This window comes from Maribacter sp. R86514 (assembly GCF_044597005.1).
Lineage (GTDB): Bacteria > Bacteroidota > Bacteroidia > Flavobacteriales > Flavobacteriaceae > Maribacter.
The window spans coordinates 1099878-1123288 of record NZ_CP138999.1; the positions used below are offsets into that span (position 1 = coordinate 1099878).

Sequence of the window (23411 nt, forward strand, 5' to 3'; positions counted from 1 at the left end):
ACCTACTAATGTAGCTTATTTTCTAAAATTAAAAGATCGGTCTTACTTTCTTTCCAAGCTTTTTCTAAATATTCTGGTACAGGCGTAAAAGAAAAAGTAAGTGAACTTAAAACGATATCTTCATCACCATCCGCATCAATATCAGCAGCATCCATTAAGAACCACCTCCCCATTTTAATGTCGTTAAAGTGCTGCTGCTTAAATTGGTATTGCTCAGTGTTTATATTCTCTAAATACACGAAATTATATTCAGGATGGTTTTCATAGTCAGGAAAGGTAGCTAAGAGCGCCAAATCTAAATCACCATCTTGATCAAAATCATTTGCTATTACTCGTGTTGCTCCATTTAAAGGATGAAAATAGGTTTCCTCAAAATTATTTTCACCGTCGTTCATATGAATACGCATACCGTGGTAAGGTTTGTTTACAAATGATTTATCTGCATTATCGCCGTTAACGGTAATGATATCATCAAATCCATCACCATTATAATCTACTAATTCAAACCAGCTAGAACCGTAAACCGGACTAAAGCGTATTACCTTCTTGGCTGTAAATTCTAAGTTATCCTCTTGATATAAAATATAAACAGCCTCATCACCTTGCGACACCATGACCACTAAATCATCTTTGCCATCCTTATTCATATCCTTAGGTATAACCCTTAATGCACCTGGTACATCTAATAGCGTTCTTTCTTTATAAAAACCATAATTATCTTTTTCCAGTAAAGTCAGTTTCCCTTTTAAATCTCCAAATTCACTAATAACAATTTCTTCATTTCCGTCATTGTTCAAATCAGAATAAACGGCATGTACAGGTCTATGTAATGAATCTTGCAAAACAGCGGTAGCATTACCATGGCGTACTACAGATTGCCCTCTTGGGATTTCATTAGGGTCCATCTTTCCCATATTTGTGACATAAATACTATCGTTAAGTATTCTAGCATCAATTATGGCAGAATTAAAATCTCCTAATAACTTAGAAGTTTTTCTATTGAGGTTAAACTCGTTTAACTGTCCGTTACGAGTACCCGTAATTATATTTTTTGAATCGTCCTCTACTTTTATGTAGGTAATTAAGCTACCTCCAATACTATCAAGACTAATGGGCTTGGTTTTAAATTGAGATAGCGATGTACTTTCTACAATGGCATTGTCATTATTTAAACTATCTGGTGCAAGCTCAATAATATGCTTTTGTAATAAGTCCCAATTTTCTATAGGTATCAATGGTTTTGAAGGATATACACCTGTTTTTATTACAGCAATTTGTTCATGAAACGGTAATTTATAGTAGGGATGTTTTTCTGGTGTAATAATACCCATTCTAGCTCCCATTTCTGGTAAAACATAATCTTGCCAAATATTTTTAGGTAATGATTGAATATCTGGAGCAACATGACAGCTAGCGCAATAGCTATTGTAAAGAACAACTTCTCTAGAAGGCTTTTCCGTATTACACGAAAAAAGCGAACACAATAAAATGAAGCAAAGACAAGACTTAAAATCCATTTGAATTCAATAATGGTATTTAAATTATAAGTGAAAATGGAAGATACCCATACGTTTATAATCTAGCAAGATATAAATGCTTGCTTTTATTTAAATTTGTAGGGCTATGAAAAAAGAAAAGAAACCAGATAATGTAGTTTTCAATGAAGATACTCAAGAGTATCATGGTAAACTATCACCTTTTGCAACAGGAGTATCGGCTCCAAAAATCACTCCTCCAGATGTAACTTCTTGGAAGAATACACATATTGTAAGTGCCAATAATCAGTTTAAGGCAGAATATGAAGCATTACAAGAATCGTATAAAAAACTGATGGATAATTTTGAATACAATAATCTAGTATACAGTGCTAAATTCAGCTTTGAGCCTATTGTTGGTAAAGAATACCATTTGTATAAAGCAAAAGATGAAAGTACATTTCTATCATTGATTTTACCTCAAGAATGTAACTTTGACTATGTTGGTAGTTTTAAGCTTACTTCAGATAAAACGTGGGAAAAAATAAAATGATCGGGTTAATAGTGCAGTATATATCAAAATAAAATACCAGCTTATTTCAATTTCATAAAGAATACTATAATAATGAGAAAAACAAAGCTGATTTTAGGCATTGTATTAGTGGGTATTATTGCCGCTGCATATTTTAACTACCCAAAACTAAATCTAATTTCTGGTTATGCTTCTAAAAACATGGCTTCTAGTGTTTTTATTGCAAATAGAGATGCTGATGACATTACATTGAACGATAATGATATGCCTTTGATTAAATTGGCAGATACAGAGGTGTCAGATGAAAATAAATCTGCAAAGGCCAAGGTATATGGTCTTATGCCCAGAACAGCAGTTTATAAGGAAGGAATTGGTGCAGTACTGACCAATAAGGAATATGCTAAACATAATTTCGACATTGTCCCCAATAGATTTATTGTAAAAGACACCTTGCCTTTCCCCTATGGAAATAACGGTGTTGTCGATACTGTTTTAGAAAATGTAGCTTATGATAAATTAGAGGTCGCCTTTGAAAATGCTTTTAAGGATATAGAACAAAAAACAAGATCTCTTTTAGTTGTTCATAAAAATCAAATTATTGGAGAGCGTTACATTCGCGGGTTTACGAAGAATACCAAAATTCTTGGGTGGTCAATGACCAAAAGTATTTTATCTACGCTTTATGGTATTTTAGAATATCAAGATAAAATTGATATGGAGTACAAGCCATTTTCTGGAGAAATCAGCATGAAGAATCCGAAAACGAATATAACATTGAATCACCTTTTACGTATGCAAAGCGGATTGGAATGGGATGAGAACTATTTTAAAATTTCAGATGTTACTCGAATGCTTTTCTTGGATTCTGACATGACTTTGTCTCAACGTAATAAAAGAATAATAGCCATGCCAACAGAAATTTGGAACTACTCTTCTGGCACCACAAATTTGCTGTCTGGTATTCTAAGAGAGCAATTCAGCTCCCATCAAGAATATTTAGATTTTCCATATAAAGAACTGATTGATAAAATAGGAATGAATTCTATGCTCTTGGAGACGGATTTATCTGGCAACTATATTTTGTCTTCATACGGATGGGCAACTACCAGAGATTGGGCAAAATTTGGATTGTTATATCTGAATAAGGGAGATTGGAACGGGAAGCGTATATTTTCAGAATCTTGGTCAGACTATGTAGCAAAACCTACAATCAATTCTAACGGAACTTACGGTGCACACTTTTGGCTGAATGCCGAAGGTAGGTATGAAGACATTCCACGAGATTTGTATTCTGTAAACGGATTTCAAGGGCAACGTATCTTCATTATACCCTCAAAAGATCTTGTGGTCGTCAGAACCGGATTAAAAGAACAGACAGATGAACAATTCAATACCCTATTGAAAGAAATTATAGCATCTATTCGATAAAAGGAGCAAAATTTTAACCTTTTCAACACAATACCACATTTTTTAGGCAGTTCACAACAGATTTCTCTTATCTGGCAACAATAGTTTCAAAGAACCCTAAATCATATATACATTTACAGTGTTATTAAAAACGAATTAAAAATTTTTCATTTTCATATAGTGTTCTCGTAAAAGAGTCTGATCGTCACTGATCGGACTCTTTTTAGTTTAGGGCGTTTTTCAGTTTTCAGTTGGCAGTTTCAGTATTCAGTGTTCAGTATTCAGTGTTCAGTTGGCAGTATCAGTTTTCAGGTAAAAAAGTATGAAGCAAAAAGTATGAAGTAAAAAGTACTAAGTATTAAGTATTAAGTACTCCTTAATTAATTCGGAAACGCTTCGCGTTTGAACAATCTCATTAAGCCTTTAGCCTAAAAAAGTTCATTTTTCCGGAGAAAAATGAACTTTTTTAACACAGCCAACAGCCAACAGCCAACAGCCAACAGCCAACAGCCAACAGCCAACAGCCAACAGCTATATTACGGTAGCCAATTATCCTTACCAAAATTAGGTTTACGTTTCTCTAAGAAAGCGTTTCTACCTTCTTTTGCTTCTTCGGTCATATATGCTAATCTTGTTGCTTCACCGGCGAATACTTGTTGCCCTACCATTCCGTCATCGGTCAAGTTCATAGAGAACTTCAACATTTTTATAGAAGTTGGTGATTTTTCCAAGACCTCTTGTGCCCATTGAAAAGCGGTGTCTTCTAGATCATCATGTGGTATTACGGCATTTACCATACCCATATCAAAAGCATCTTGTGCAGAATAGTTTCTACCTAAAAAGAAAATCTCACGTGCTTTTTTCTGTCCCACCATTTTAGCTAGGTAGGCAGATCCATATCCACCATCAAAGCTGGTAACATCGGCATCGGTTTGTTTAAAAATAGCATGCTCTTTACTAGCTAAAGTCATATCGCAAACCACATGCAGACTATGTCCGCCACCAACGGCCCAACCAGGTACAACGCAAATAACCACTTTCGGCATAAAACGAATCATACGTTGTACTTCAAGTATATTCAAACGGTGCTGACCATCTTGACCAACATAGCCTTTTTCTCCCCTAGCCTTTTGATCGCCACCAGAACAAAAAGACCATATTCCGTCTTTAGTAGAAGGTCCCTCCGCAGAAAGCAAAACTACTCCAATAGAAGTATCTTCTTGAGCATCATAAAAAGCTTTGATCAACTCACTTGTCGTATGTGGTCTAAAAGCATTACGCACATTAGGTCGGTTGAAAGCAATACGCGCTACGCCGTCACATTTTTTATATGTAATATCATCAAATTCTATAGCTGTTTTCCAGTTGGGTGATTTCATAATTTCTAACAATTCTATTATCGTATAAAGATAAGGGTTCAAAGTATACCTGTCCAAATTTGAAAAATAAGTAACCAATTAAAATTTAATGGTTAACTCAATCGAGTCAGTTATCAATTTGTATGAAACACTAGTTGTACTCAATAAAAGTTATGTTTACGCACAAATAAATAGTACCCTTCATGAAACAATCGCTTTTTACATTTATAAAATCGCTAAGAGAATTTTTAGCTGACAAACTAAACCAATATAATACAACATTACCTTATGTAATTACAGTGATAATCGCTTTGGTCATCGTCGTCGGCGGAATTAATTTATTTGTAGAATTAACAAGTACCTTAAAAACAGAAACCCTTGCCAATTATGATACGGCGATTACAGACTATGTAATCTCTTATCGTTCACCAAAGTTAACATCCTATTTTAAATTTATGACCAATGTTGGCGATACCTATGGTTATTTGATAGTACTTACAATTTTTCTTATTGTCTCTCTGGTGGTCTTTAAACGTTGGAAATATATCGTTCAAGCAACTTTGGTTTTAGCATTGGCCACAATCTCTAATATGATGCTAAAAAGATTTATTGATCGTGCAAGACCGGGAATAGAGCACTTGGTTTCTGTAGAAACGTTGAGTTATCCTAGCGGTCATGCAATGAGTGCTATGGCATTCTACGGATTTCTAATTTTTCTCGTCACCAAGTTCAATATTCAGAAAGTGATGAAATATGTATTGGTCATTACATTAATAACAATCATTTTAAGTATCGGAATAAGTAGGATTTACTTGGGAGTCCATTTTCCTTCGGATATAGCAGGTGGCTTCATTGCCGGCTTCATTTGGGTAGTTTTCTGCGTATTGGTATTCGATTTGATTCAGTTGTTCAAACGTGATCCTAAAACATAAACGGTATAAAGTTTTAATATATTAATAACCTTGCTTATACCTTATTAAAAAATGGATATTGATATTTTAGTAAGCTATAAAAACACAAATAAATTTTAAGAACTAGAATTATGTCAAGATCGAAAATAGCATTGGTAACCGGTGGTAGCCGAGGAATTGGGAAAAATATCGCATTGAAAATCGCAGAAAAAGGTTTGGATGTTATTTTAACCTATCACTCTAAAAAAGCTGCTGCAGAGAAGGTTGTTAAGGAAATTGAAAAACTAGGTCAAAAGGCAGTAGCGTTTCAATTAGATACCAGTGACACCTCTAATTTTTCTAGTTTCTTTAAAACGATTTCTATGTATTTAAATGAAAATTACCGTAACGCTAAATTCGATTACTTGATAAATAATGCAGGAACGGGAATTTACAAGCCATTTCTAGAAACTAACGAAGCCGATTTTGATGCTATGATGAACATTCATTTAAAAGGAGTTTATTTCTTAACTCAGCATGCCGTTGAACAATTAAATGATGGTGGCGGAATAATTAATATATCATCTGGTTTGGTAAGGGTAACGATACCTGGCTCTTCAGCCTATGCAAGTATGAAAGGTGGTATAGATGTATTAACAAGATTTTTGGCAAAAGAATTAAGCGATAAAAAAATACGTGCAAATGTAGTAGCCCCTGGTGCTGTAGGAACAGACTTTGGTGGTGGGGCAAATAAGGATAATGAGGAAAGACGTGAAAAAATCAGTAGTAACACCGCACTTGGTCGAGTTGGTGAACCAGAAGATATTGGTGGTATTGTTGCTTTTTTATGTACAGAAGATGCCGGTTGGATCAATGGTCAGCGTATAGAAGCAACTGGTGGAATGATGCTATAAATCTACCTATTAATAATTATTCTGCACTTATGGTAATCGTTTAGTTCCTATAATTATTACATTTAAGAGTTAAATGACTAACCATATAAGTATCTTTTATTATGAAAATAATTACGCTCTTTTGTGCATTTTTCAGTTTCGTTACATTCGCTGGTTTCTCCCAAAACTTTAGAGGGCTTGATAAAAGCCCTTTAGACAGAGTGTATTTACCTGATCATTTTGCCCATGACATAAAATTTGCTCCTGAAAGAAACCTACCAGATTCTCCCATTCTTAGGGTAGATTATAGTAGGCCTCAAAAAAATGGTCGTGTGGTTTTTGATGGTATGGTCAAATACAATGAAATTTGGCGATTAGGTGCCAATGAAGCTACAGAGATTAAAGTATACAAAGATGTAAACATAGATGGAAAATTACTTAGAAAAGGTATCTATACCATGTATGCCATACCTACCGAAGAAGTTTGGACGATCATATTCAATAAAGATGTAGATCAGTGGGGTCATTATAGTTACGATGAGAATAATGATGTATTAAGAATAGAAGCGCATGTATTACATAATAATAAACCAGTAGAAGAATTTACCATACAGTTTGAAGATTCTGAGAACGGTATTGCTTTAATGTATATCGCTTGGGATATGGACCGGGTCGAAATACCGATAAGCTATTAATATTAACTATTTCATACTTGAACATCGATAGTCTTAATTCAGATTAGTGCTTTTATAAAATAACTTCAATACACTACTTATGAAAATTGCAGTTTTCAGTACCAAAACCTACGATCAAGAATACTTTGCAAGATATAACGAAGAATTCGGCTATAGTTTTTCTTTTTATGAAACTGCCCTAAACAAAGACACGGCTAAATTAGCCACAGATTGTGATGTAGTCTGCGTTTTTGTAAATGACATAGTTAACAAAGAAACAATTAACATACTCAAAACGAACGGTATAAATTTAATTGCATTACGCTGTGCCGGCTACAATAATGTAGACTTAGATGCTGCTGCAAAAGAGAACATAAAAGTAGTAAGAGTTCCTGCGTATTCTCCAGAAGCGGTTGCTGAACATGCCTTGGCATTAATTCTAACCCTAAATCGTAAAACACATAAGGCTTACAACCGTGTACGAGAAGGTAATTTTTCACTTAAAAACCTTATAGGTTTCAATTTAAACAACAAAACTATTGGCGTTATCGGTACAGGTAAAATTGGAGAAACATTCTGTAAAATCATGAAAGGATTCGGGTGTAAGATAATCGCCTATGATATTGCTGAAAACGAGAATTTAGTAAAACTAGGTGTTGAATATATGCCATTGGAAAAGGTCTTTGAACAGTCCGATATTTTATCACTTCATTGCCCGCTGAACAAGCATACCAAGCATATAGTAAATAAAGCCTCTATAGCATCAATGAAAGGCGGAGTTATGATTATTAATACCAGCCGTGGTGCATTGATAAAAACCGAAGATGCCATTGAGGGCCTTAAGAATAAGAAAATTGGGTATTTAGGTGTTGATGTTTATGAGCAAGAAGAGAATCTTTTCTTCGAAGACCATTCTGAAGTTATTATTGAGGATGATATGTTATTAAGACTATTAAGCTTCCCAAATGTATTAATTACTTCTCATCAAGCGTATTTTACTAAGGAAGCCATGGATCAAATAACTACTATAACTTTAGAGAATATAAAAGCATTTGAAAACGGAAGCGAATTAGTCAATGAGGTCCGGCAATAAAGCTTATACATTTGATAGATGAGTTATAGATATACATTTATAAATTAATCCTTTGCAATGAATTAGCTTATTTTTAGTATTCCAAAACATGTAAACTAAATGTAAACCTTGAAAAATATACCAGACATATCATTTCAAGATGCCGAAAACAAACATAGTTTCGAATGTTTGAACTTAACACAGTTTTTTGCTAGAATACCTGAAATAGCAGACCACAACCCTACCCAACCGCATAGAATTCATTTTTTTGCCTTACTGATAGTTAGTGAGGGTAAGGGTGCGCATCAAGTAGACTTAAAGGATTATACCGTTAAAAAAGGTTCGGTACTAAAGTTGGCAAAAGGTCAAGTTCATGCCTTTCAAAAAAATGCTACTTATAAAGGATTTTTGGTGTTGTTTACAGAAGATTTTGTCATGAACCACTTCTCAAAATCCTCGATCAATATGATATCGCATCTGTATAATTATCACGTGACATCCCCTATTTCACAAAACGAGGAGCTCAACCATTCTTTTTTACAAGAATTGAATGCAGAACTTACAAATTCAAACACCTTTGCAAGAAACAATATAGTAGCCTCTTTGATCAATCTCTATTTACTGAGACTTGAACGGGAATATAATCAGCAATCACCTCAAAATAACGCTAAGAACTATACGGTTTTTATAGCATTTAAAAATTTAGTAGAGCAAAATTATGCTACTACAAGAAATGTGAAAGACTATGCCGAAATGCTTACCATTACTACCAAACACCTAAATGAAGTGGTTAAGGAGTTTACATTGGGTACGGCTAAAACCTTTATAGACGGTTACGTAATTCTTGAGGCAAAAAGATCAATTGTCAGTACAGATAATGGTTTTAAAGAGATAGCGTATGAAATTGGCTTTGACGAGCTGTCAAATTTCACCAAATTTTTTAAAAAAAATGTTGGTGTTTCTCCTAAGGCGTTCAGAGTCAGTTCAGTATAATTGCGCATATTTACCATTCTTAGTCTCATATTGATAACGGAATACCATCATTCCCATTTTAGTTTTGCAGTGTAGAATTACACTTAGTATTAACTAAAATGAAAATTATGAAATCAAAATTATTTGCAATTAGTCTGTTTGCAATGGCGATAGCTAGCTGTAACAGCCCAGAAAAAAAAGTTGAAACTGTTTTAGAGGTAACCAGTTTCAATATCAAAACAACCGTAAGCGAATTGGAGTTTAATGAACTTGATGCTGAAATAGAAGAAACTTTTACAAGTAAGCAGCCTGGTTTTATTAGACGTCAAAGTGGTGTTGACGAACAAGGAAGATTTGTGGTATTGGTATATTGGAAATCACTTGCCGATGCAGAAGCTTCAATGAATAAATTTATGTCAGATGAATCTGTTGCCAACTATGCGGGTAAGATCGATGGGTCCACAATGAAAATGTCCCGTTTTACAACAACCGATGAATTTACGGCAGGCAATAGCACATTTACGGAAGTAATGACCTTTGAATTAAAAGAAGGTGCCAATGTTGAAGCTTTTAATGCAATAAATGATAGAGTTGGACCAGAATTCAGCGAAAAACAAACCGGATTTTTACAACGAATTACCGGGTCTAATAAAGCCGGCGAACAAGTTGCTGTTGCGTATTGGGATACAAAAGCGCATTCAGATGCAGTAATCAATGATTTTATGAACGCTGCAGTAGCTAAAGAATTTATGGGGAAGATGGATCAGTCGACCATATATATGATTAGATTTCAATCGCTTACTTCTTTGAAGAATGTTATATTATCGAATAAAGATAAAGTAGTAGCTTTATTGAACAGCTTCAATACAGGTGACCAAACACCTATTTCTTACATTAATCCCAATAAGTACATTCAGCACAACTTAGGAGTAGCAGATGGCTTACAAGGTTTTGGAGAAGTAATGCAACATGCCCCGGAAGGCGGATTTAAAGCAAACGTTTTACGTGCCTTTCAAGATGGGGATTATGTGTTTACGCACACTGAATATGATTTCTTCGGACCAAAAGCAGGATTTGATATTTTCCGATTCGAAGACGGATTAATTGTTGAGCACTGGGACAACCTATTACCTGTTCAAAAGCCAAACCCAAGTGGAAGAACTCAATTTGACGGTGCAATTACTTTGACTGATTTAGATAAAACAGAAGCGAATAAAGCCGTAGTTAGAGGTTTTATAGAGAACGTGCTTTTAAATCATGAAATGGATAAAGTAGCCAATTACATTAACCCAACAACATACATTCAACATAATCCTGCAGTAGCAGATGGCTTGGATGGTTTTGGGGCGGCTATGAAATATTTTGCTGAAAACGGATTGGTAATGCAGTATGAGGAACTACATATGGTTTTGGGTCAAGGTAACTTTGTACTAAGTGTTAGTGAAGGCAAATTCGGTAAAGGTGACCATACCGCTTACTATGATCTATTTAGATTAGAAGATGGGTTAATAGTAGAACACTGGGATGTTATCGCTACGATACCAGCAAAATCTGAATGGAAAAACGAGAACGGAAAATTCTGATCCGCTCTAGAGAGAAAAACCCCTAAGGGCAAGCCCATGAGGCATTCAAAGGAAACAAACTTTTAAATTCGAGGCAAGCCTCAGGGTATTATACCCTTTGGCGGTGTCTATAAAATTAATTGAAAAGGAATAGCCGGTAACACGGTTATTCCTTTTAAAAGGTTCAAATATTATGATTGCAGCACACCAACAAATAGCATCTACATTGGCAGATTTGTTCGAAGATGCCAAATTTGATGAGATAAGAATAATGAAGGCTTTGACGAAAAGCATTCTAGGTCCTATTCAACCAATACATTTTAAAGATACCTATCTGGCAATCTCAAAAAGGCAAGGGGAAGATGTAGTACAGCTCATTAAAGAAAATCGAGTGAAAAATGTGGTTGAATTTGGTTCTTCATTCGGTATATCTACCTTGTATTTAGCCGAGGGAATTCTAGAAACAAATGGCAGTATTGTTACAACCGAACTTATAGATTCTAAAGCAAAAAAAGCCATTGAGAATTTTAAAAATGCAGGTGTTGATCACTTAATAGAAATGAGAATTGGCGATGCTATCCATACATTAAAAGGGTATTCAAAACCTATAGATTTATTATTTCTTGATGGATGGAAAAATCTAAACTTGTCCCTTTTTCAGATGCTAGAACCTAATTTTCATAGTAAAACAAGAGTATATGTGGATAATGCGGAAATGCATGATACAAAACGATTTTTAAAAGCGATTCAGCAAACAAACAAATACCATTTAATACCAAAGTATGACGGTAAAGTGGTAATAATTAAATCTAAATAGTATGAGTGATATAAAAATTTGCCGAACATGTGGTAGCAAGTCGAAATTCAAAGAAAAAGATGGTGTAACAACGTACACCGCAGTACAAGATAATGAAGCATTCAAAAAAATTGGTCAAATGAAAAAGGCAATGCAAAAATTTAAGGACAAAGCAGAAGCTTTGGAAAAACAATTGAACGAATTAAAAGCCTCATTATAATATGGCATTTTTAAAAAAGAATTATGGCTGGATCATTGTAACCATTCTAGCAATATTGCCCATGTTTAATTTAAGCAATATGTTTAAAATAGATACTTCCAATGGTTTTGTTTTGACTTTAGTTGAAAATGGTGGTAAAGAAGGCATGTCAACTTTAGAAATGTTATATCATATCACAGGTGAATTTTCAATAAGATGGATGACAGCTGTGTTGACTTGTACCCCTTTCTTTATCCTATTTGGTATTAACAATCTATTTGTAAGACAAGCTATGGGCATTGCTACGGCAGTATGGAGTTTGTTGCATTTTGTGATATTCATATGGGCAGAAGGTTTTTCAGAAACCTTTACCCAGTTCAATTATGTAGCCGGTTTCATAGCTGTTTTAATATTGATTCCGTTATTGTTCACTTCTAATAGAAGGTGGATGAAAAAATTAAAAGGGACATGGAAAAAGCTTCAAAGTTGGGCATATGCAGCGATTATACTTAGCCTTTTGCACGTAGCCATTTTAGAAAAAACATGGATTATTTATGCGGTAATAGTGGGTATTGGTTTCATAATTAGAATTCCGTCAGTAAAAGAGAAAATTATGAGCAGAAGAAAGAATAAAACTCAATCAGCTTAAGAAAGCTAAGTAGTATTTTATATAACAAACAGTTGATTCTGAGATAAGGAATTAAATATAATTTCAATTAACGAGTAAAAAATAAAATGAAATGAAAATAGTAGTAACATCGGCAAGTGGAAAATTAGGTGCATCAATTGTAAAGCATCTTATCAATTTAATAGGCAAAGAAAATGTCATTGGCATTGCCAGAACACCTGAAAAAGCGACATATTTAGATGTAGAAATCAGAAAAGGAGACTACAATAGCCGCGAAGATTTCAATGAAGCATTACAGGGTGTAGATGCAGTTCTTTTGGTATCTGGCATGGATGAACCTCAAAAACGAATTCAGCAACACAGAAATGTGATTGAAGCTGCAAAACAAAATGGAGTACAAAAAATAGTGTACACCAGTATTGTTGGTGATGAGAATGAGAATGCTTTTAGTCCTATCGTACAAAGTAATAGACAAACAGAAAAAGATGTACAGGCGTCTGGACTCGATTGGGTTATAGGTAGAAATGGAATTTACATAGAACCAGATTTGGAATATATAGATACCTATGTAAAAGAAGGAAGAATAGAAAACTGTGCGGGTCAAGGAAAATGCACCTTTACCAGCAGAGAAGAATTGGGCTATGCGTATGCCAAGCTACTCATTGAAGATAAACACAATGGCAATATTTATAACCTAGTTGGTGAACCCGTTACACAAAGTGAGTTGGCCGAAAACATCAATAAAGTGTATGGTACTAACTTGATCTATAATTCAGTAACAATTGATAGTTATGCAGCAGATAGAAAAGCCGCATTAGGTGATTTTATGGGTACGGTAATTGCAGGCATTTACGAGGGTATAAAAAGCGGAGCGAATAATGTGCCTTCAGATTATGAGAAAGCAACTGGTAGAGCTCCAAAATCTCTTTTTGAGATGATTTCTGAGTTTAAGAACAATCACTAATTACATTTAAAGACAAAGTATATGGTGTTCTAAATACCTTATACTTTGTCTTTAATTTTGAATAATAGCATATGGGAATAGTTGAAACCATCATAAAAAAAGTCCTTGAAAAAGGAACCATAATAGAAAAAACAAAACTGTCAGATTCGGTCTATAAAATTCGGATTCAGAGTGATGCCGTTGCTTCGTATGATTTTGTGCCAGGGCACTTTATAAGATTAGGCGTGGGCATTGGACAAGATGAAATTTCTATGAAAGATAAAGTTAGGAGTTATAGTGTTTGGGATATCGATAAAGATAAAAACACTATTGATTTAGCCATAGCAACGCATAGCCAAGGTATTGGTGCAAAATGGGCAGAAAGCTGTACCCCTAATGATACGGTGTATTTTAAATGGAAAAAAGGTAAGTTTTTAATAGATGATACGGCAGATAGTTATCTAATGATCGGCGATTTATCGGCACTATCACACTTGTATATCATCAATCGAAATCTTCCGGAAAGTAAACAGATAAATAGCTTAATTTACAGTCAAACAAATGAAGATTTCTTTTCTGATATTGATGGTACTACACCGTTTCAATTTCATAAAATGAATGAGAACCCATCTTCTGAAATCATAAGTTCATTAAAAGGTATCGTACCTGAGATGAAAGGTATTAAAACGGAGTACATTGCAGGTGATAGTAGGGTTTGTATAACATTGACCAATTACTTTAGAAAAGAACTGAACTGGAGTACCAAACAAATAAAAACCAAACCTTTTTGGAATCCTGAGAAAAAGGGATTGGAATAATTGCTATATATTACAGGGTATATATACTATACCCATGAAAGTAAAAGTCTGCCTTATTCAAGATAGTCCTGTTTTCTTTGACATAGATAAAACTATCGATAAAATAGAAAATCTTGTAAAAACCCATGCCAAGCAAGGATGCGAATTAATCGTTTTTCCTGAATCTATTATTCCTGGTTATCCGAGAGGCTTTTCTTTTGGTGCCGTTGTGGGCAGTAGAACTGACGAAGGCAGAAAGCTATATGCCGACTACCATAACAACAGCTTAGATTTAAAAGGTAAAGAATTACAAAGATTAGTGAAACTAGCCAAGACCGAGAAGGTTTATTTGGTGATTGGCATTACAGAAAAGCAATCTAACAATGGTAGTCTATATTGCTCCATGCTGTACATCTCCCCTACTGACGGCTTTTTAGGTGTTCACCGAAAAATAAAACCTACAGGCAGCGAACGTATTATCTGGAGTGAAGATGATGGAAAATCCTTGGTGAGTTTTAATACAAAAATAGGAAAGCTTGGCGGACTCATTTGCTGGGAAAATTACATGCCGTTAGCGAGAATGTCGATGTATAAAAAGGGTGTAGAGATTTATATAGCACCTACGGCAGATTCCCGAGAGGAATGGACATCTACCATGAAACATATTGCATTAGAAGGCAGATGCTTCGTTTTGGGCTGTAATCAGTATTATAAAAAGTCCATGTATCCAGAAAAATACAAACATTTGGTTGCCAACGAACCTGAAAATCTGTGTCGTGGTGGTAGTATAATCGTTTCTCCATTAGGTAAAGTAATTGCGGGTCCTTTGTTTAATAAAGCAGGAGCGTTAATTGCAGAGATAGATTTAGATCAAATAGTACATGCAAAGTTAGATTTTGATGTCATCGGTCATTATTCACGTAACGATATTTTCGAATTTAATACTATAAATCAACCAGATATTAAGGTCGAAAAAGGATTAACTTAAGCATACAAAATTTTCAAAAAGATGAAAGCTTTTACTAAAAGAATATATGGCGGTCCAGAAGTGCTACAACTTGAAGAAGTTGCCAGACCTGTAGTTAAGGATAATCACATTTTGGTAAAAGTAATGGCAAATTCGGCAAATCCGGCAGATTGGCATATTCTTCGTGGAAAACCCTTTTTTGCTCGGTTTTCATTCGGACTCTTTAAACCCAAAGAGCCCATTTTGGGCGCTGATTTTGCAGGTATTGTTGAAGATGTTGGCACTATTGTAAAAGCTTTTAATATTGGCGATAAAGTGTTTGGAGAATCAATAGAAGGTGGTGCTTTTGCAGAATACCTAAGCGTAAAAAGTAGCGTTTGCGCAAAAATACCAGAGCATATAGATTTCCCAATAATGGCAGGCATGCCTATTGCCGCACAGACCGCTTACCAAGCATTAATTACTCATGGTAAGTTACAAAATGGAGAATCTGTCTTGATTAATGGAGCATCAGGAGGCGTTGGTCATTTTGCAGTTCAAATAGCAAAAATTTATGGTGCTAAAGTAACTGCGATTTGTTCCAACAAAAATGTTGATTTTGTAAAGTCAATTGGTGCCGATAATGTCATTGCCTATGATAACGTAAACATTCATGAACATAATGGTAATTACGACTTAATTATTGATACACACGGAAACCTAAAACATGCCGACTATAAAAGAATGGGTAAAAGGGGCGTTATTGTTGGTTTTACCACTATGAGTCATATGGTTTCTGTTCTTTTTAAAAATGCATTTAGTAAGTTCCCTTTAACCCAATTTACAGCCGAAGCGAACACCCAAGATTTAGAAATTTTGGCACCTCTAGTAAAAGACCATAAGATGAAGGTTCATATTGAAAAGATATATCCATATACTCAAATACCAGATGCAATTACACATTTAGAGAAAATGCGAACCCGAGGTAAAGTGGTTATGGTTTGGAATAATACACTTTAAATATTGTAAACCTTTCTCTTTGCGGTAAACGAATATTCCAAGATTCTTCTTAAAACACTTAAACTATTCATATCTTATCGGTTCATACCGTAAGAAAAATGAAAAAATATTCTATTGCCTTAACTTCATTACTATTAGTCTTCTGTTTTACTAGTTGCAAGAATACTACTAAAAAAACATCAGATTCAACCGAAGATACATCCGCAGAAAACCAGTCCGATAAAACCGTTTATGCAAGTGACGTAATTCCGTTTTTCGATGATTGGAAATTGATTTTAGGTGATGGGTCAAATGTTGGTATTGCCAATGATTTTGAAAATAAGGACTTCTTCTATACTGAAAATGAAAATGGAGAAGAATGGGTAGTATTTAAAGCGCCCAATGGTGGTGATACACATGGCACCTCTAATAATACGAGAACGGAGTTGGCACAAATTAAAAAGTGGTATCCAGAAACGGCTGACGATAAATTAACGGCTACACTAAAAGTAATGAACGTATCATCAACGGGCGATGCTCGTGTTGCTGCTACTCACGCTGTAGTAGTAGGTCAAATACATAGTGCCGATGCATTTGAGAACGAACCATTAAAAATATTTTACAAGAAATACCCAGGACAAACAAAGGGTTCTGTATTCTGGCATTATGAAATAAATACTGCTGGCGATGATAATGCAGGTAGATGGGATTATTCATCGGCAGTTTGGGGCAATGACTTTTCTGTGGTTGGCGAAACAGCGGATACCTATCCTGCAGAGCCAGAAGGTGGTATTGCATTAGGGGAAGAATTCAGCTATGAGGTTGTTGTAAAAGATGGCATTATGAGCTTGAAATTTATGAGTAACGGACATGAAACAAAAACATTTACTAAAAATCTATTAGCATCTGAATACACTACAAAAGCTGATATTCCTGAGCAAACAAAAAAATTATTCTTCCCGATCGGTCAAGATGGTGTGGAACGAGAAGAAGCTTACACTGGCGAAGGTTGTTTCTTTAAGTTAGGAGCATATAATCAAACCAATGGAAAATCTCCAGCCGTAAACATGAATTGGTGTTCAGGTGCAGAAACCCATGGTGGCGATATTCAAAAGCAATATGCAGATGGTAATTATGCAGAAGTGTGGTTTAAAACAGCCAGTATAAGCGTTAGCGATGCAGCCGTTTCAAATGAAGGTTATTTTACTAAAAACGATTAAATATTATTTACCTATTTAATTCGATTCATCTTACTTTTCCACAATTTTAAACTCAAGCTTCTCAACTTTTGATGTTATTTCTGATCTTTCATTTTTAATAGTATAACCACCTACAAGGTAATATTCATTATTATATGTAACTAAATGAGAACCTCTACGTTTCTCATAAAATGGAGTGCTCATAGTTCCAAAAGCATCAGTAAGAACATTGTAATAGTAAAAATTTATATTAGACGGGTCATGGGTAATATTACCTTCTCCATCAACTGTAGGTACACCTCCTAGTCCAAAAATGAAATAATCTCCAAATTGACAAGCAACACTACCATCTAACTGATTTTCAACACTTAAGCTATTTACTGTTTCAAAAGTTGTAAAATTATCATTGAATGTAGATACCTTCATACTATTCCAATTATTCAAACTAACTAAATAATTGGTATTGTTATAGATGAATGCATTAGATGAAATAGGATACCAACCACCATCATTGGTATATGTGCCATGAATACCCAATTCATTGGTCAACAAATCATAAATAAAGATATTTTCTTTACCATTCGTTTGATCTACGAAATAAACAGCATCGTCGTCTTCAACATAAAAACCTTCGTTTGAAAAGATACCAAATGTATTGGTCAGTAATTTTATCCTTTCCCAATTTGCCATTTCAAAATCGTATGTATACAAACCTTTTCTAACAAGCCTATACCATTTATCATTACGAATAAAATTTATTCCTCGTTCAAAATCTGGAGTGTCGTCATCCGTTGCCAATAAACTCCATGAACTCGTTGCAAAGTCAAACATATAAGTTTCGTTTTCTGCAGTTGCATATATCTTATCCTCATGTACAAAACAAACGCTGAAACTTTTGCCAAGCGTGTCTTCAACCAATGTAGCGCTTACAAAATCAACTCCTTCTATAACTTCCTTTTCCTCGACAATATTATCGATAATAATAGTATCTTCTTCTACATCAGAAGAACAGGAAAATGTTAAAAATGCAAAAAACAATAAGATACTTTTAATGATAATTTTCATAACTATTTAGTTTCCAATAATATGGTTAAAGCTGGTTTACAACAACTAGAATAAAACGAAATAAAGTTGTGATTATTTTAAAGGAAAAAGAATCCTCGTTAATAACTTATTAAATAAGCAACACAATACTATGTTCTATTTTTTATGAAAAATGACGATCTTAGTTGTTCTATATGATAACCGAATACAATTATTAAATGAGTAATATTTCATCCGTATTAGAACAAGTAAAAACTAAAGGACCGTTAGTTCATAACATTACAAATTATGTAGTCATGAATAATACTGCCAATGCATTATTAGCCGTTGGCGCATCTCCTGTAATGGCTCATGCTATTGAGGAGGTTAAAGATATTGTTACTATTTCTTCTTCGCTGGTTATCAATATGGGTACGCTGAGCGAAAAATGGGTAGAAAGTATGCTTATGGCGGCAGAGCAAGCTAAAGCAACCAACACTCCGTTTGTATTTGATCCGGTCGGTGTCGGTGCATCTGCATATAGAACAGAAGTTGCCCAAAAAATTATAGAGACAGCTACACCCAATGTAATTCGTGGTAATGCATCCGAGATTATGGCCTTGGCAAAACTGACCAATTCTACAAAAGGTGTAGATAGTACTATAGATACCCAAGATGCTATTGAAGGCGCTACCCTACTATCAAAGAAATTCAACAATACCGTAGTAATCAGTGGCGCAACAGATTATATCATCACTGGAGATACTGTTAGTAAAATTGAAAACGGGAGTCCGCTTATGGCGAGAATCACCGGTATGGGCTGTACGTCAACTGCAATGGTAGGTGCGTGCTTAGGTGTAGAAGAAAATGCACATATGGCGGCAACTGTAGCAATGGCAATTATGGGTGTTGCAGGAGATTTGGCAAATGAAAAGAGCGCCGGTCCAGGAAGTTTTCAAATGAATTTCTATGACAGCTTGTATGATATTACTTCGGAAATTTTAGACGCAAAAGTCAAGACCAATGCCTAAAGTGGACTACGCTTTAATGTTCGTGACGGATGATAGCATTAAGGATGACAATACCTTCTTTGCCATTCTAGAAGCCGCCCTTCAAGGCGGGGCAACCATCATTCAATTACGAGAGAAAACTTTAGATACTTTGTCATTTTATAACCGTGCATTGCGTGGTAAAGAATTGTGTAGCAATTACGGAATTCCACTGATCATTAATGATAGTTTGGATATTGCACTTGCCATAGATGCAGACGGCGTACATATCGGTCAGGCCGATATGCCCTATGATGTAGCACGCAGATTAATGGGCAATGGTAAGATTATTGGACTATCGGTAAGTAGCACAGAACAAGCTGTGCAGTTAAATGCTCAGGCAGCGGATTATATTGGCATCTCCCCTATTTTTTCAACCAATACGAAGACAACGGATTTAGCACAGCCTTTGGGTATATCGGGACTTAAAGCTATTAGAGAACTGTATTCTAAGCCTATTGTCTGTATTGGCGGAATTCACAAAGCCAACACTAAAGAAATCATAGAAAATGGCGCGGACGGAATAGCAGTGGTTTCTGCCATTTCAAAAGCAGCAAACCCAGAAGCGGCAACAAAAGAACTTAAAGAAATTATATGCAAGACTGGTATAAATTAGCAAGAGAACAAACAGATGATATTCTAGAAGCCATAAAAGAGCAATCTTTCATTAAAGAACTGATGAACGGCACGCTATCTAAAGAAGTATTCCAATTTTACATTAATCAAGATGCCATGTATTTGGCGGAATATAAAAAGATATTGGCAACTGTAGGTGTAAAATGTGAGCATGTCGATGATACCCAATTTTTTCTAGATTCCGCCACAGGGATCATCAATGTAGAAAATGCATTACATCAAATTTTTCTAAAGAACAATCAGTTGGCACACGTGCCCTCACCTACCTGCGAATTATACACCAGTTATCTTAGTCGCATAGTGTCGAATCATTCTTTAGAAGAAGCATTAGCTGCCGTACTGCCTTGCTTTACCATTTACAAAGAAATAGGAGATTACATACAGGCCAACCAATCGAACAAAGCCGATAACCCCTATCAAGATTGGATAGATACCTATGGTGGAGAAGAGTTCGCCACCTCGGTAAATAATGCCATAATTATCACCAATAAGTATGCTGCAAACGCTTCTGAAGAAGTTTTGCAAAAAATGCAAACTGCTTTTGAAAAAGCCTCTAAATTAGAATGGATGTTTTGGGACAGCGCTTACAATAAAGAACCATGGAAGATTTAAAAACACCTTACAAAAGTGTATTGAGTATTGCCGGTAGCGATTCTGGCGGATGTGCCGGCATACAGGCAGATATTAAAAGTATTAGTGCTTGCGGAGCTTATGCCGCTACGGTAATTACTGCAACTACAGCGCAGAATACAATGGGAGTTACCGACATACATGCCATACCAACCTTTCATTTAGAAAAGCAATTAGATGCTGTTTTAAGTGATATTGATTTTGGAGCCATAAAAATCGGCATGCTTCATTCGCGTGAGGTAATAAAGGTTGTCCAAAGAAAATTAAGCGAATACAAAGCAAAGAATATCGTTTTAGATCCTGTGATGGTCAGTACATCCGGTCATAAATTAATTGCTGATGATGCCATTGCCTGTTTAAAGGATTTTTTACCAAACGTTAGTTTAATTACTCCTAATATTCCAGAAGCAGAATTATTGATTGACGCTAAGATTAATAATGAAAACATGGAAGAGATGGCAAAGAAAATTGGGGAGCGCTACCAAACTTCGGTCCTTCTAAAAGGCGGACATTTGGATAATGGAACTATTATAATGACAGATGTTTGCTATGTTCATGAAACCCAAAAAGTCAATTTAATAACCAATCCGAAAGTAAATACAAAAAATATTCACGGTACAGGTTGCAGTTTATCATCAAGCATTGCCGCATATTTAAGTTTAGGCTTATCTATGGAAGAAGCCATTACAAAAGGATGCAACTATGTAAACCGAGCCATTGCTGCGGGTAAAAATAAAATCTTAGGTCAAGGTAACGGTCCTATTAATCATTTCGGATTATAATAGTATCTTAAACCAATAAGGTTCATTACGAGAAATACGTAAAATGAAGTACGATTTACTTATTGCACATATCAATAAAATTGTTCGACTTACGAAAGCCGAAGAAGAAGAATTGTGTCGTTATTTTCAACCCAAGTCCTTAGCTAAAAAAGCGTATTTATTGCAACAAGGTGAAATTTGCAAGTTTGAAGGCTTTGTACTAGATGGATGTTTTAGAACATTCACATTGGATAAAAAGGGAAATGAAAATACCCTATTTTTTGCTACAAAAGATTGGTGGTTAATGGATATTGATAGTTTCATGAACAACAAACCATCTGAACTTAATATTCAAGCACTTGAAGACAGTGAGTTGTTGATCATTTCTCAAACTGATAAAGAAAAATTATACGAAGCCATACCATCGGCAGAGAAACTATTTCGCATTATGTTCCAAAAATCTGTAGTTGCCTGGCAAAGACGATTGGTGCGTAATCAAAGTTTGACAGCTAAAGAAAGGTACCGGCACTTCACCTCCAAATATCCAGAAATCGCTTCAAAACTTACAGACAGGCAAACCTCTAGTTACTTGGGTATTACACATGAATTTTTGAGCAAGATTAAAAAGGAGTTCTAACTCAAACCGCCTATTTTAACCGAGTAGTGTATTAGCAGTTTCGTTAATAGCTTGATTATAACTTACTTTATAGCTATTTGCTTTCAATTTTTGTAAAAACGAACTTCGTTATCATCCGCTAAAAGCAATTAAACGCCACCCTTATAGATTTAATTATTCATGGAGATAAAATTAAAAGAACATATAGACAAATTAATTCCTCTTACAGATGATGAATTTGCTTTTGTTTTACCCCATTTTAAATTTGAGAAATATGATAAAAACGACTTTCTTATTCAACAGGGAGAAGATGTAGATTACTGCTATTATGTAGTTACTGGACTTTTAAAATTAATTTATATGGACCAAGGCGGAAAACAACATATTGTATCATTTGCAATGGAAGATTGGTGGGAAAGTGATTTTTCAGCTTATTTTACGCAATCGAAAGCTAAAATGTCATTACAGTGTATAGAGAACACAGTGGTGTTTTCCATTAGTCTAAGCGATTATCAAAAACTATCGACCGAATTACCGAAAATGGAGCGTTTCTTCCTTCAAAAATCCAATTTGGGGCATATAGCTTCACAAAACAGAATCATATCTTTTCTAACATCAAGTGCAAATGAGCGGTATGAGCAATTACTGAAACAGTATCCAGCATTGTTTCAACGCGTGTCTAAAACGCTATTGGCTTCTTATTTAGGTGTTTCTCGTGAGACGCTTAGTAGACTTTCTTCTTAAAAGAGTTTTCATCGTTTAAAATTGTGATGTTTGTCACACTAGAACCACTTCATTATTCAAATATTTGTCGCTTATAATAAAGCTATTCATCATGACACATTAATAAACTACCGTGTCATCATGTTTAGCAAAAAAAAAGAAGCAAATGGAAAAAAGAATTATCAACCCTTGGGATTGGCAGAATGAAAGAAGTTATGTTCAGGCAATAGAGGTAATAAAACCAGAAGGAACCTTATATATTTCTGGACAAACGGCAATTGATGCAGAAGGGAAATCAAGTAATGGCGATATGAGAAGCCAACTTATAGACACCATATCGAATTTAGAAAAAGTCATTGACGAGGCAGGGTATCAATGCCACAATATTGTACGATTAAATATCTACACCACTTCATCAGATGAATTTTTTACCTCTTTTGATATTTTTCAAGCCTGGGTAAAAAAGCACGGAATAAAACAGGCTAGTACCGTTTTAGAAGTAAAAAGTCTTTTTGAAACATTAAAAGTTGAATTAGAAGTCACCGTTGTACGATAGTAATTGCTGTAACACGTAGGCGAAAAAATTAAATAATTGATGTATCTGCAACAATTTTGCTTTGGTCGATCTAGT

The 23411-nt window shown here is 35.0% G+C and carries 26 protein-coding genes; 23 read left to right on the top strand and 3 right to left on the bottom strand.

What is annotated here, in order from left to right; all coding sequences use genetic code 11:
* Nucleotides 1–5: 5 nt before the first annotated feature.
* Nucleotides 6–1517 (bottom strand): FG-GAP repeat domain-containing protein, encoded by a 1512-nt coding sequence (locus tag SJY30_RS04950; protein WP_396634491.1) that lies wholly within the window; start codon nucleotides 1515–1517, stop codon nucleotides 6–8.
* A gap of 106 nt (nucleotides 1518–1623) precedes the next feature.
* On the opposite strand from SJY30_RS04950, the gene SJY30_RS04955 reads away from it, so the two are divergent.
* The gene (locus SJY30_RS04955) at nucleotides 1624–2028 is read left to right on the top strand and encodes a DUF2452 domain-containing protein (protein ID WP_396634492.1); all 405 of its coding nucleotides are present in this window, start codon (nucleotides 1624–1626) and stop codon (nucleotides 2026–2028) included.
* 72 nt (nucleotides 2029–2100) lie between these two features.
* Nucleotides 2101–3435: a serine hydrolase domain-containing protein gene (locus tag SJY30_RS04960; protein ID WP_396634493.1), complete on the top strand. Its 1335-nt coding sequence runs from the start codon at nucleotides 2101–2103 to the stop codon at nucleotides 3433–3435.
* Between the two features lie 515 nt (nucleotides 3436–3950).
* Here SJY30_RS04960 and SJY30_RS04965 read toward each other — a convergent pair.
* Nucleotides 3951–4793 (bottom strand): 1,4-dihydroxy-2-naphthoyl-CoA synthase, encoded by an 843-nt coding sequence (locus SJY30_RS04965; protein ID WP_396634494.1) that lies wholly within the window; start codon nucleotides 4791–4793, stop codon nucleotides 3951–3953.
* A gap of 182 nt (nucleotides 4794–4975) precedes the next feature.
* Between SJY30_RS04965 and SJY30_RS04970 the strand changes: the two genes are divergently transcribed.
* The 14 genes from SJY30_RS04970 (at nucleotide 4976) to SJY30_RS05035 (ending at nucleotide 17363) form a co-directional block, all read left to right on the top strand.
* Nucleotides 4976–5704: a phosphatase PAP2 family protein gene (locus SJY30_RS04970; protein ID WP_396634495.1), complete on the top strand. Its 729-nt coding sequence runs from the start codon at nucleotides 4976–4978 to the stop codon at nucleotides 5702–5704.
* 110 nt (nucleotides 5705–5814) lie between these two features.
* Complete coding sequence (locus SJY30_RS04975) at nucleotides 5815–6576, top strand: SDR family NAD(P)-dependent oxidoreductase (RefSeq protein ID WP_396634496.1); 762 nt, start codon at nucleotides 5815–5817, stop codon at nucleotides 6574–6576.
* A gap of 101 nt (nucleotides 6577–6677) precedes the next feature.
* Nucleotides 6678–7250, top strand: coding sequence for a DUF2911 domain-containing protein (locus SJY30_RS04980; protein ID WP_396634497.1), 573 nt, complete (start codon nucleotides 6678–6680; stop codon nucleotides 7248–7250).
* Between the two features lie 79 nt (nucleotides 7251–7329).
* The gene (locus SJY30_RS04985) at nucleotides 7330–8322 is read left to right on the top strand and encodes a 2-hydroxyacid dehydrogenase (protein ID WP_396634498.1); all 993 of its coding nucleotides are present in this window, start codon (nucleotides 7330–7332) and stop codon (nucleotides 8320–8322) included.
* 108 nt (nucleotides 8323–8430) lie between these two features.
* Nucleotides 8431–9294, top strand: coding sequence for a helix-turn-helix domain-containing protein (locus SJY30_RS04990; RefSeq protein ID WP_396634499.1), 864 nt, complete (start codon nucleotides 8431–8433; stop codon nucleotides 9292–9294).
* A 107-nt stretch (nucleotides 9295–9401) separates the two neighbouring features.
* The gene (locus SJY30_RS04995) at nucleotides 9402–10856 is read left to right on the top strand and encodes a nuclear transport factor 2 family protein (protein WP_396634500.1); all 1455 of its coding nucleotides are present in this window, start codon (nucleotides 9402–9404) and stop codon (nucleotides 10854–10856) included.
* A gap of 172 nt (nucleotides 10857–11028) precedes the next feature.
* Nucleotides 11029–11652: an O-methyltransferase gene (locus SJY30_RS05000; RefSeq protein ID WP_396634501.1), complete on the top strand. Its 624-nt coding sequence runs from the start codon at nucleotides 11029–11031 to the stop codon at nucleotides 11650–11652.
* Between the two features lies 1 nt (nucleotide 11653).
* A complete protein-coding gene (locus tag SJY30_RS05005; protein ID WP_396634502.1) occupies nucleotides 11654–11851 on the top strand; it encodes a hypothetical protein in 198 nt (65 codons plus the stop codon).
* A 1-nt stretch (nucleotide 11852) separates the two neighbouring features.
* Nucleotides 11853–12479 carry a ferric reductase-like transmembrane domain-containing protein gene (locus SJY30_RS05010; RefSeq protein ID WP_396634503.1) on the top strand — a complete coding sequence of 209 codons (627 nt, stop codon included), beginning with the start codon at nucleotides 11853–11855 and terminating at the stop codon, nucleotides 12477–12479.
* Nucleotides 12480–12570: 91 nt separating this feature from the next.
* Complete coding sequence (locus SJY30_RS05015; protein ID WP_396634504.1) at nucleotides 12571–13422, top strand: SDR family oxidoreductase; 852 nt, start codon at nucleotides 12571–12573, stop codon at nucleotides 13420–13422.
* A 71-nt stretch (nucleotides 13423–13493) separates the two neighbouring features.
* Nucleotides 13494–14219 (top strand): siderophore-interacting protein, encoded by a 726-nt coding sequence (locus SJY30_RS05020; protein ID WP_396634505.1) that lies wholly within the window; start codon nucleotides 13494–13496, stop codon nucleotides 14217–14219.
* Nucleotides 14220–14253: 34 nt separating this feature from the next.
* The gene (locus tag SJY30_RS05025; protein ID WP_396634506.1) at nucleotides 14254–15186 is read left to right on the top strand and encodes a carbon-nitrogen hydrolase family protein; all 933 of its coding nucleotides are present in this window, start codon (nucleotides 14254–14256) and stop codon (nucleotides 15184–15186) included.
* Nucleotides 15187–15207: 21 nt separating this feature from the next.
* Nucleotides 15208–16164 carry an NAD(P)-dependent alcohol dehydrogenase gene (locus tag SJY30_RS05030; protein WP_396634507.1) on the top strand — a complete coding sequence of 319 codons (957 nt, stop codon included), beginning with the start codon at nucleotides 15208–15210 and terminating at the stop codon, nucleotides 16162–16164.
* A gap of 98 nt (nucleotides 16165–16262) precedes the next feature.
* On the top strand, nucleotides 16263–17363 hold the full coding sequence (locus SJY30_RS05035) for a polysaccharide lyase family 7 protein (RefSeq protein ID WP_396634508.1): 1101 nt from the start codon (nucleotides 16263–16265) through the stop codon (nucleotides 17361–17363).
* Nucleotides 17364–17393: 30 nt separating this feature from the next.
* Here SJY30_RS05035 and SJY30_RS05040 read toward each other — a convergent pair whose 3' ends face one another.
* Nucleotides 17394–18407: a hypothetical protein gene (locus SJY30_RS05040; protein ID WP_396634509.1), complete on the bottom strand. Its 1014-nt coding sequence runs from the start codon at nucleotides 18405–18407 to the stop codon at nucleotides 17394–17396.
* A gap of 197 nt (nucleotides 18408–18604) precedes the next feature.
* Here SJY30_RS05040 and thiM point away from each other — a divergent pair, with 197 nt between their 5' ends.
* From thiM to SJY30_RS05075, 7 genes are all read left to right on the top strand, one after another.
* Entirely contained in the window at nucleotides 18605–19396 is a 792-nt protein-coding gene (gene thiM / locus SJY30_RS05045) for a hydroxyethylthiazole kinase (protein ID WP_396634510.1), read from the top strand.
* Nucleotides 19389–20030 carry a thiamine phosphate synthase gene (gene thiE / locus SJY30_RS05050; RefSeq protein ID WP_396634511.1) on the top strand — a complete coding sequence of 214 codons (642 nt, stop codon included), beginning with the start codon at nucleotides 19389–19391 and terminating at the stop codon, nucleotides 20028–20030. The genes thiM and thiE overlap by 8 nt, the downstream gene beginning before the upstream one ends.
* A complete protein-coding gene (gene tenA, locus SJY30_RS05055) occupies nucleotides 20009–20662 on the top strand; it encodes a thiaminase II (RefSeq protein ID WP_396634512.1) in 654 nt (217 codons plus the stop codon). Before thiE ends, tenA begins: the two co-directional genes overlap by 22 nt.
* Nucleotides 20650–21462, top strand: a complete 813-nt coding sequence (gene thiD, locus SJY30_RS05060) for a bifunctional hydroxymethylpyrimidine kinase/phosphomethylpyrimidine kinase (RefSeq protein WP_396634513.1) — start codon at nucleotides 20650–20652, stop codon at nucleotides 21460–21462. Before tenA ends, thiD begins: the two co-directional genes overlap by 13 nt.
* Nucleotides 21463–21505: 43 nt before the next feature.
* Nucleotides 21506–22078, top strand: coding sequence for a Crp/Fnr family transcriptional regulator (locus tag SJY30_RS05065; protein ID WP_396634514.1), 573 nt, complete (start codon nucleotides 21506–21508; stop codon nucleotides 22076–22078).
* 159 nt (nucleotides 22079–22237) lie between these two features.
* Nucleotides 22238–22801, top strand: a complete 564-nt coding sequence (locus SJY30_RS05070) for a Crp/Fnr family transcriptional regulator (protein WP_396634515.1) — start codon at nucleotides 22238–22240, stop codon at nucleotides 22799–22801.
* A gap of 145 nt (nucleotides 22802–22946) precedes the next feature.
* Complete coding sequence (locus SJY30_RS05075) at nucleotides 22947–23336, top strand: RidA family protein (protein ID WP_396634516.1); 390 nt, start codon at nucleotides 22947–22949, stop codon at nucleotides 23334–23336.
* Nucleotides 23337–23411 lie beyond the last annotated feature (75 nt).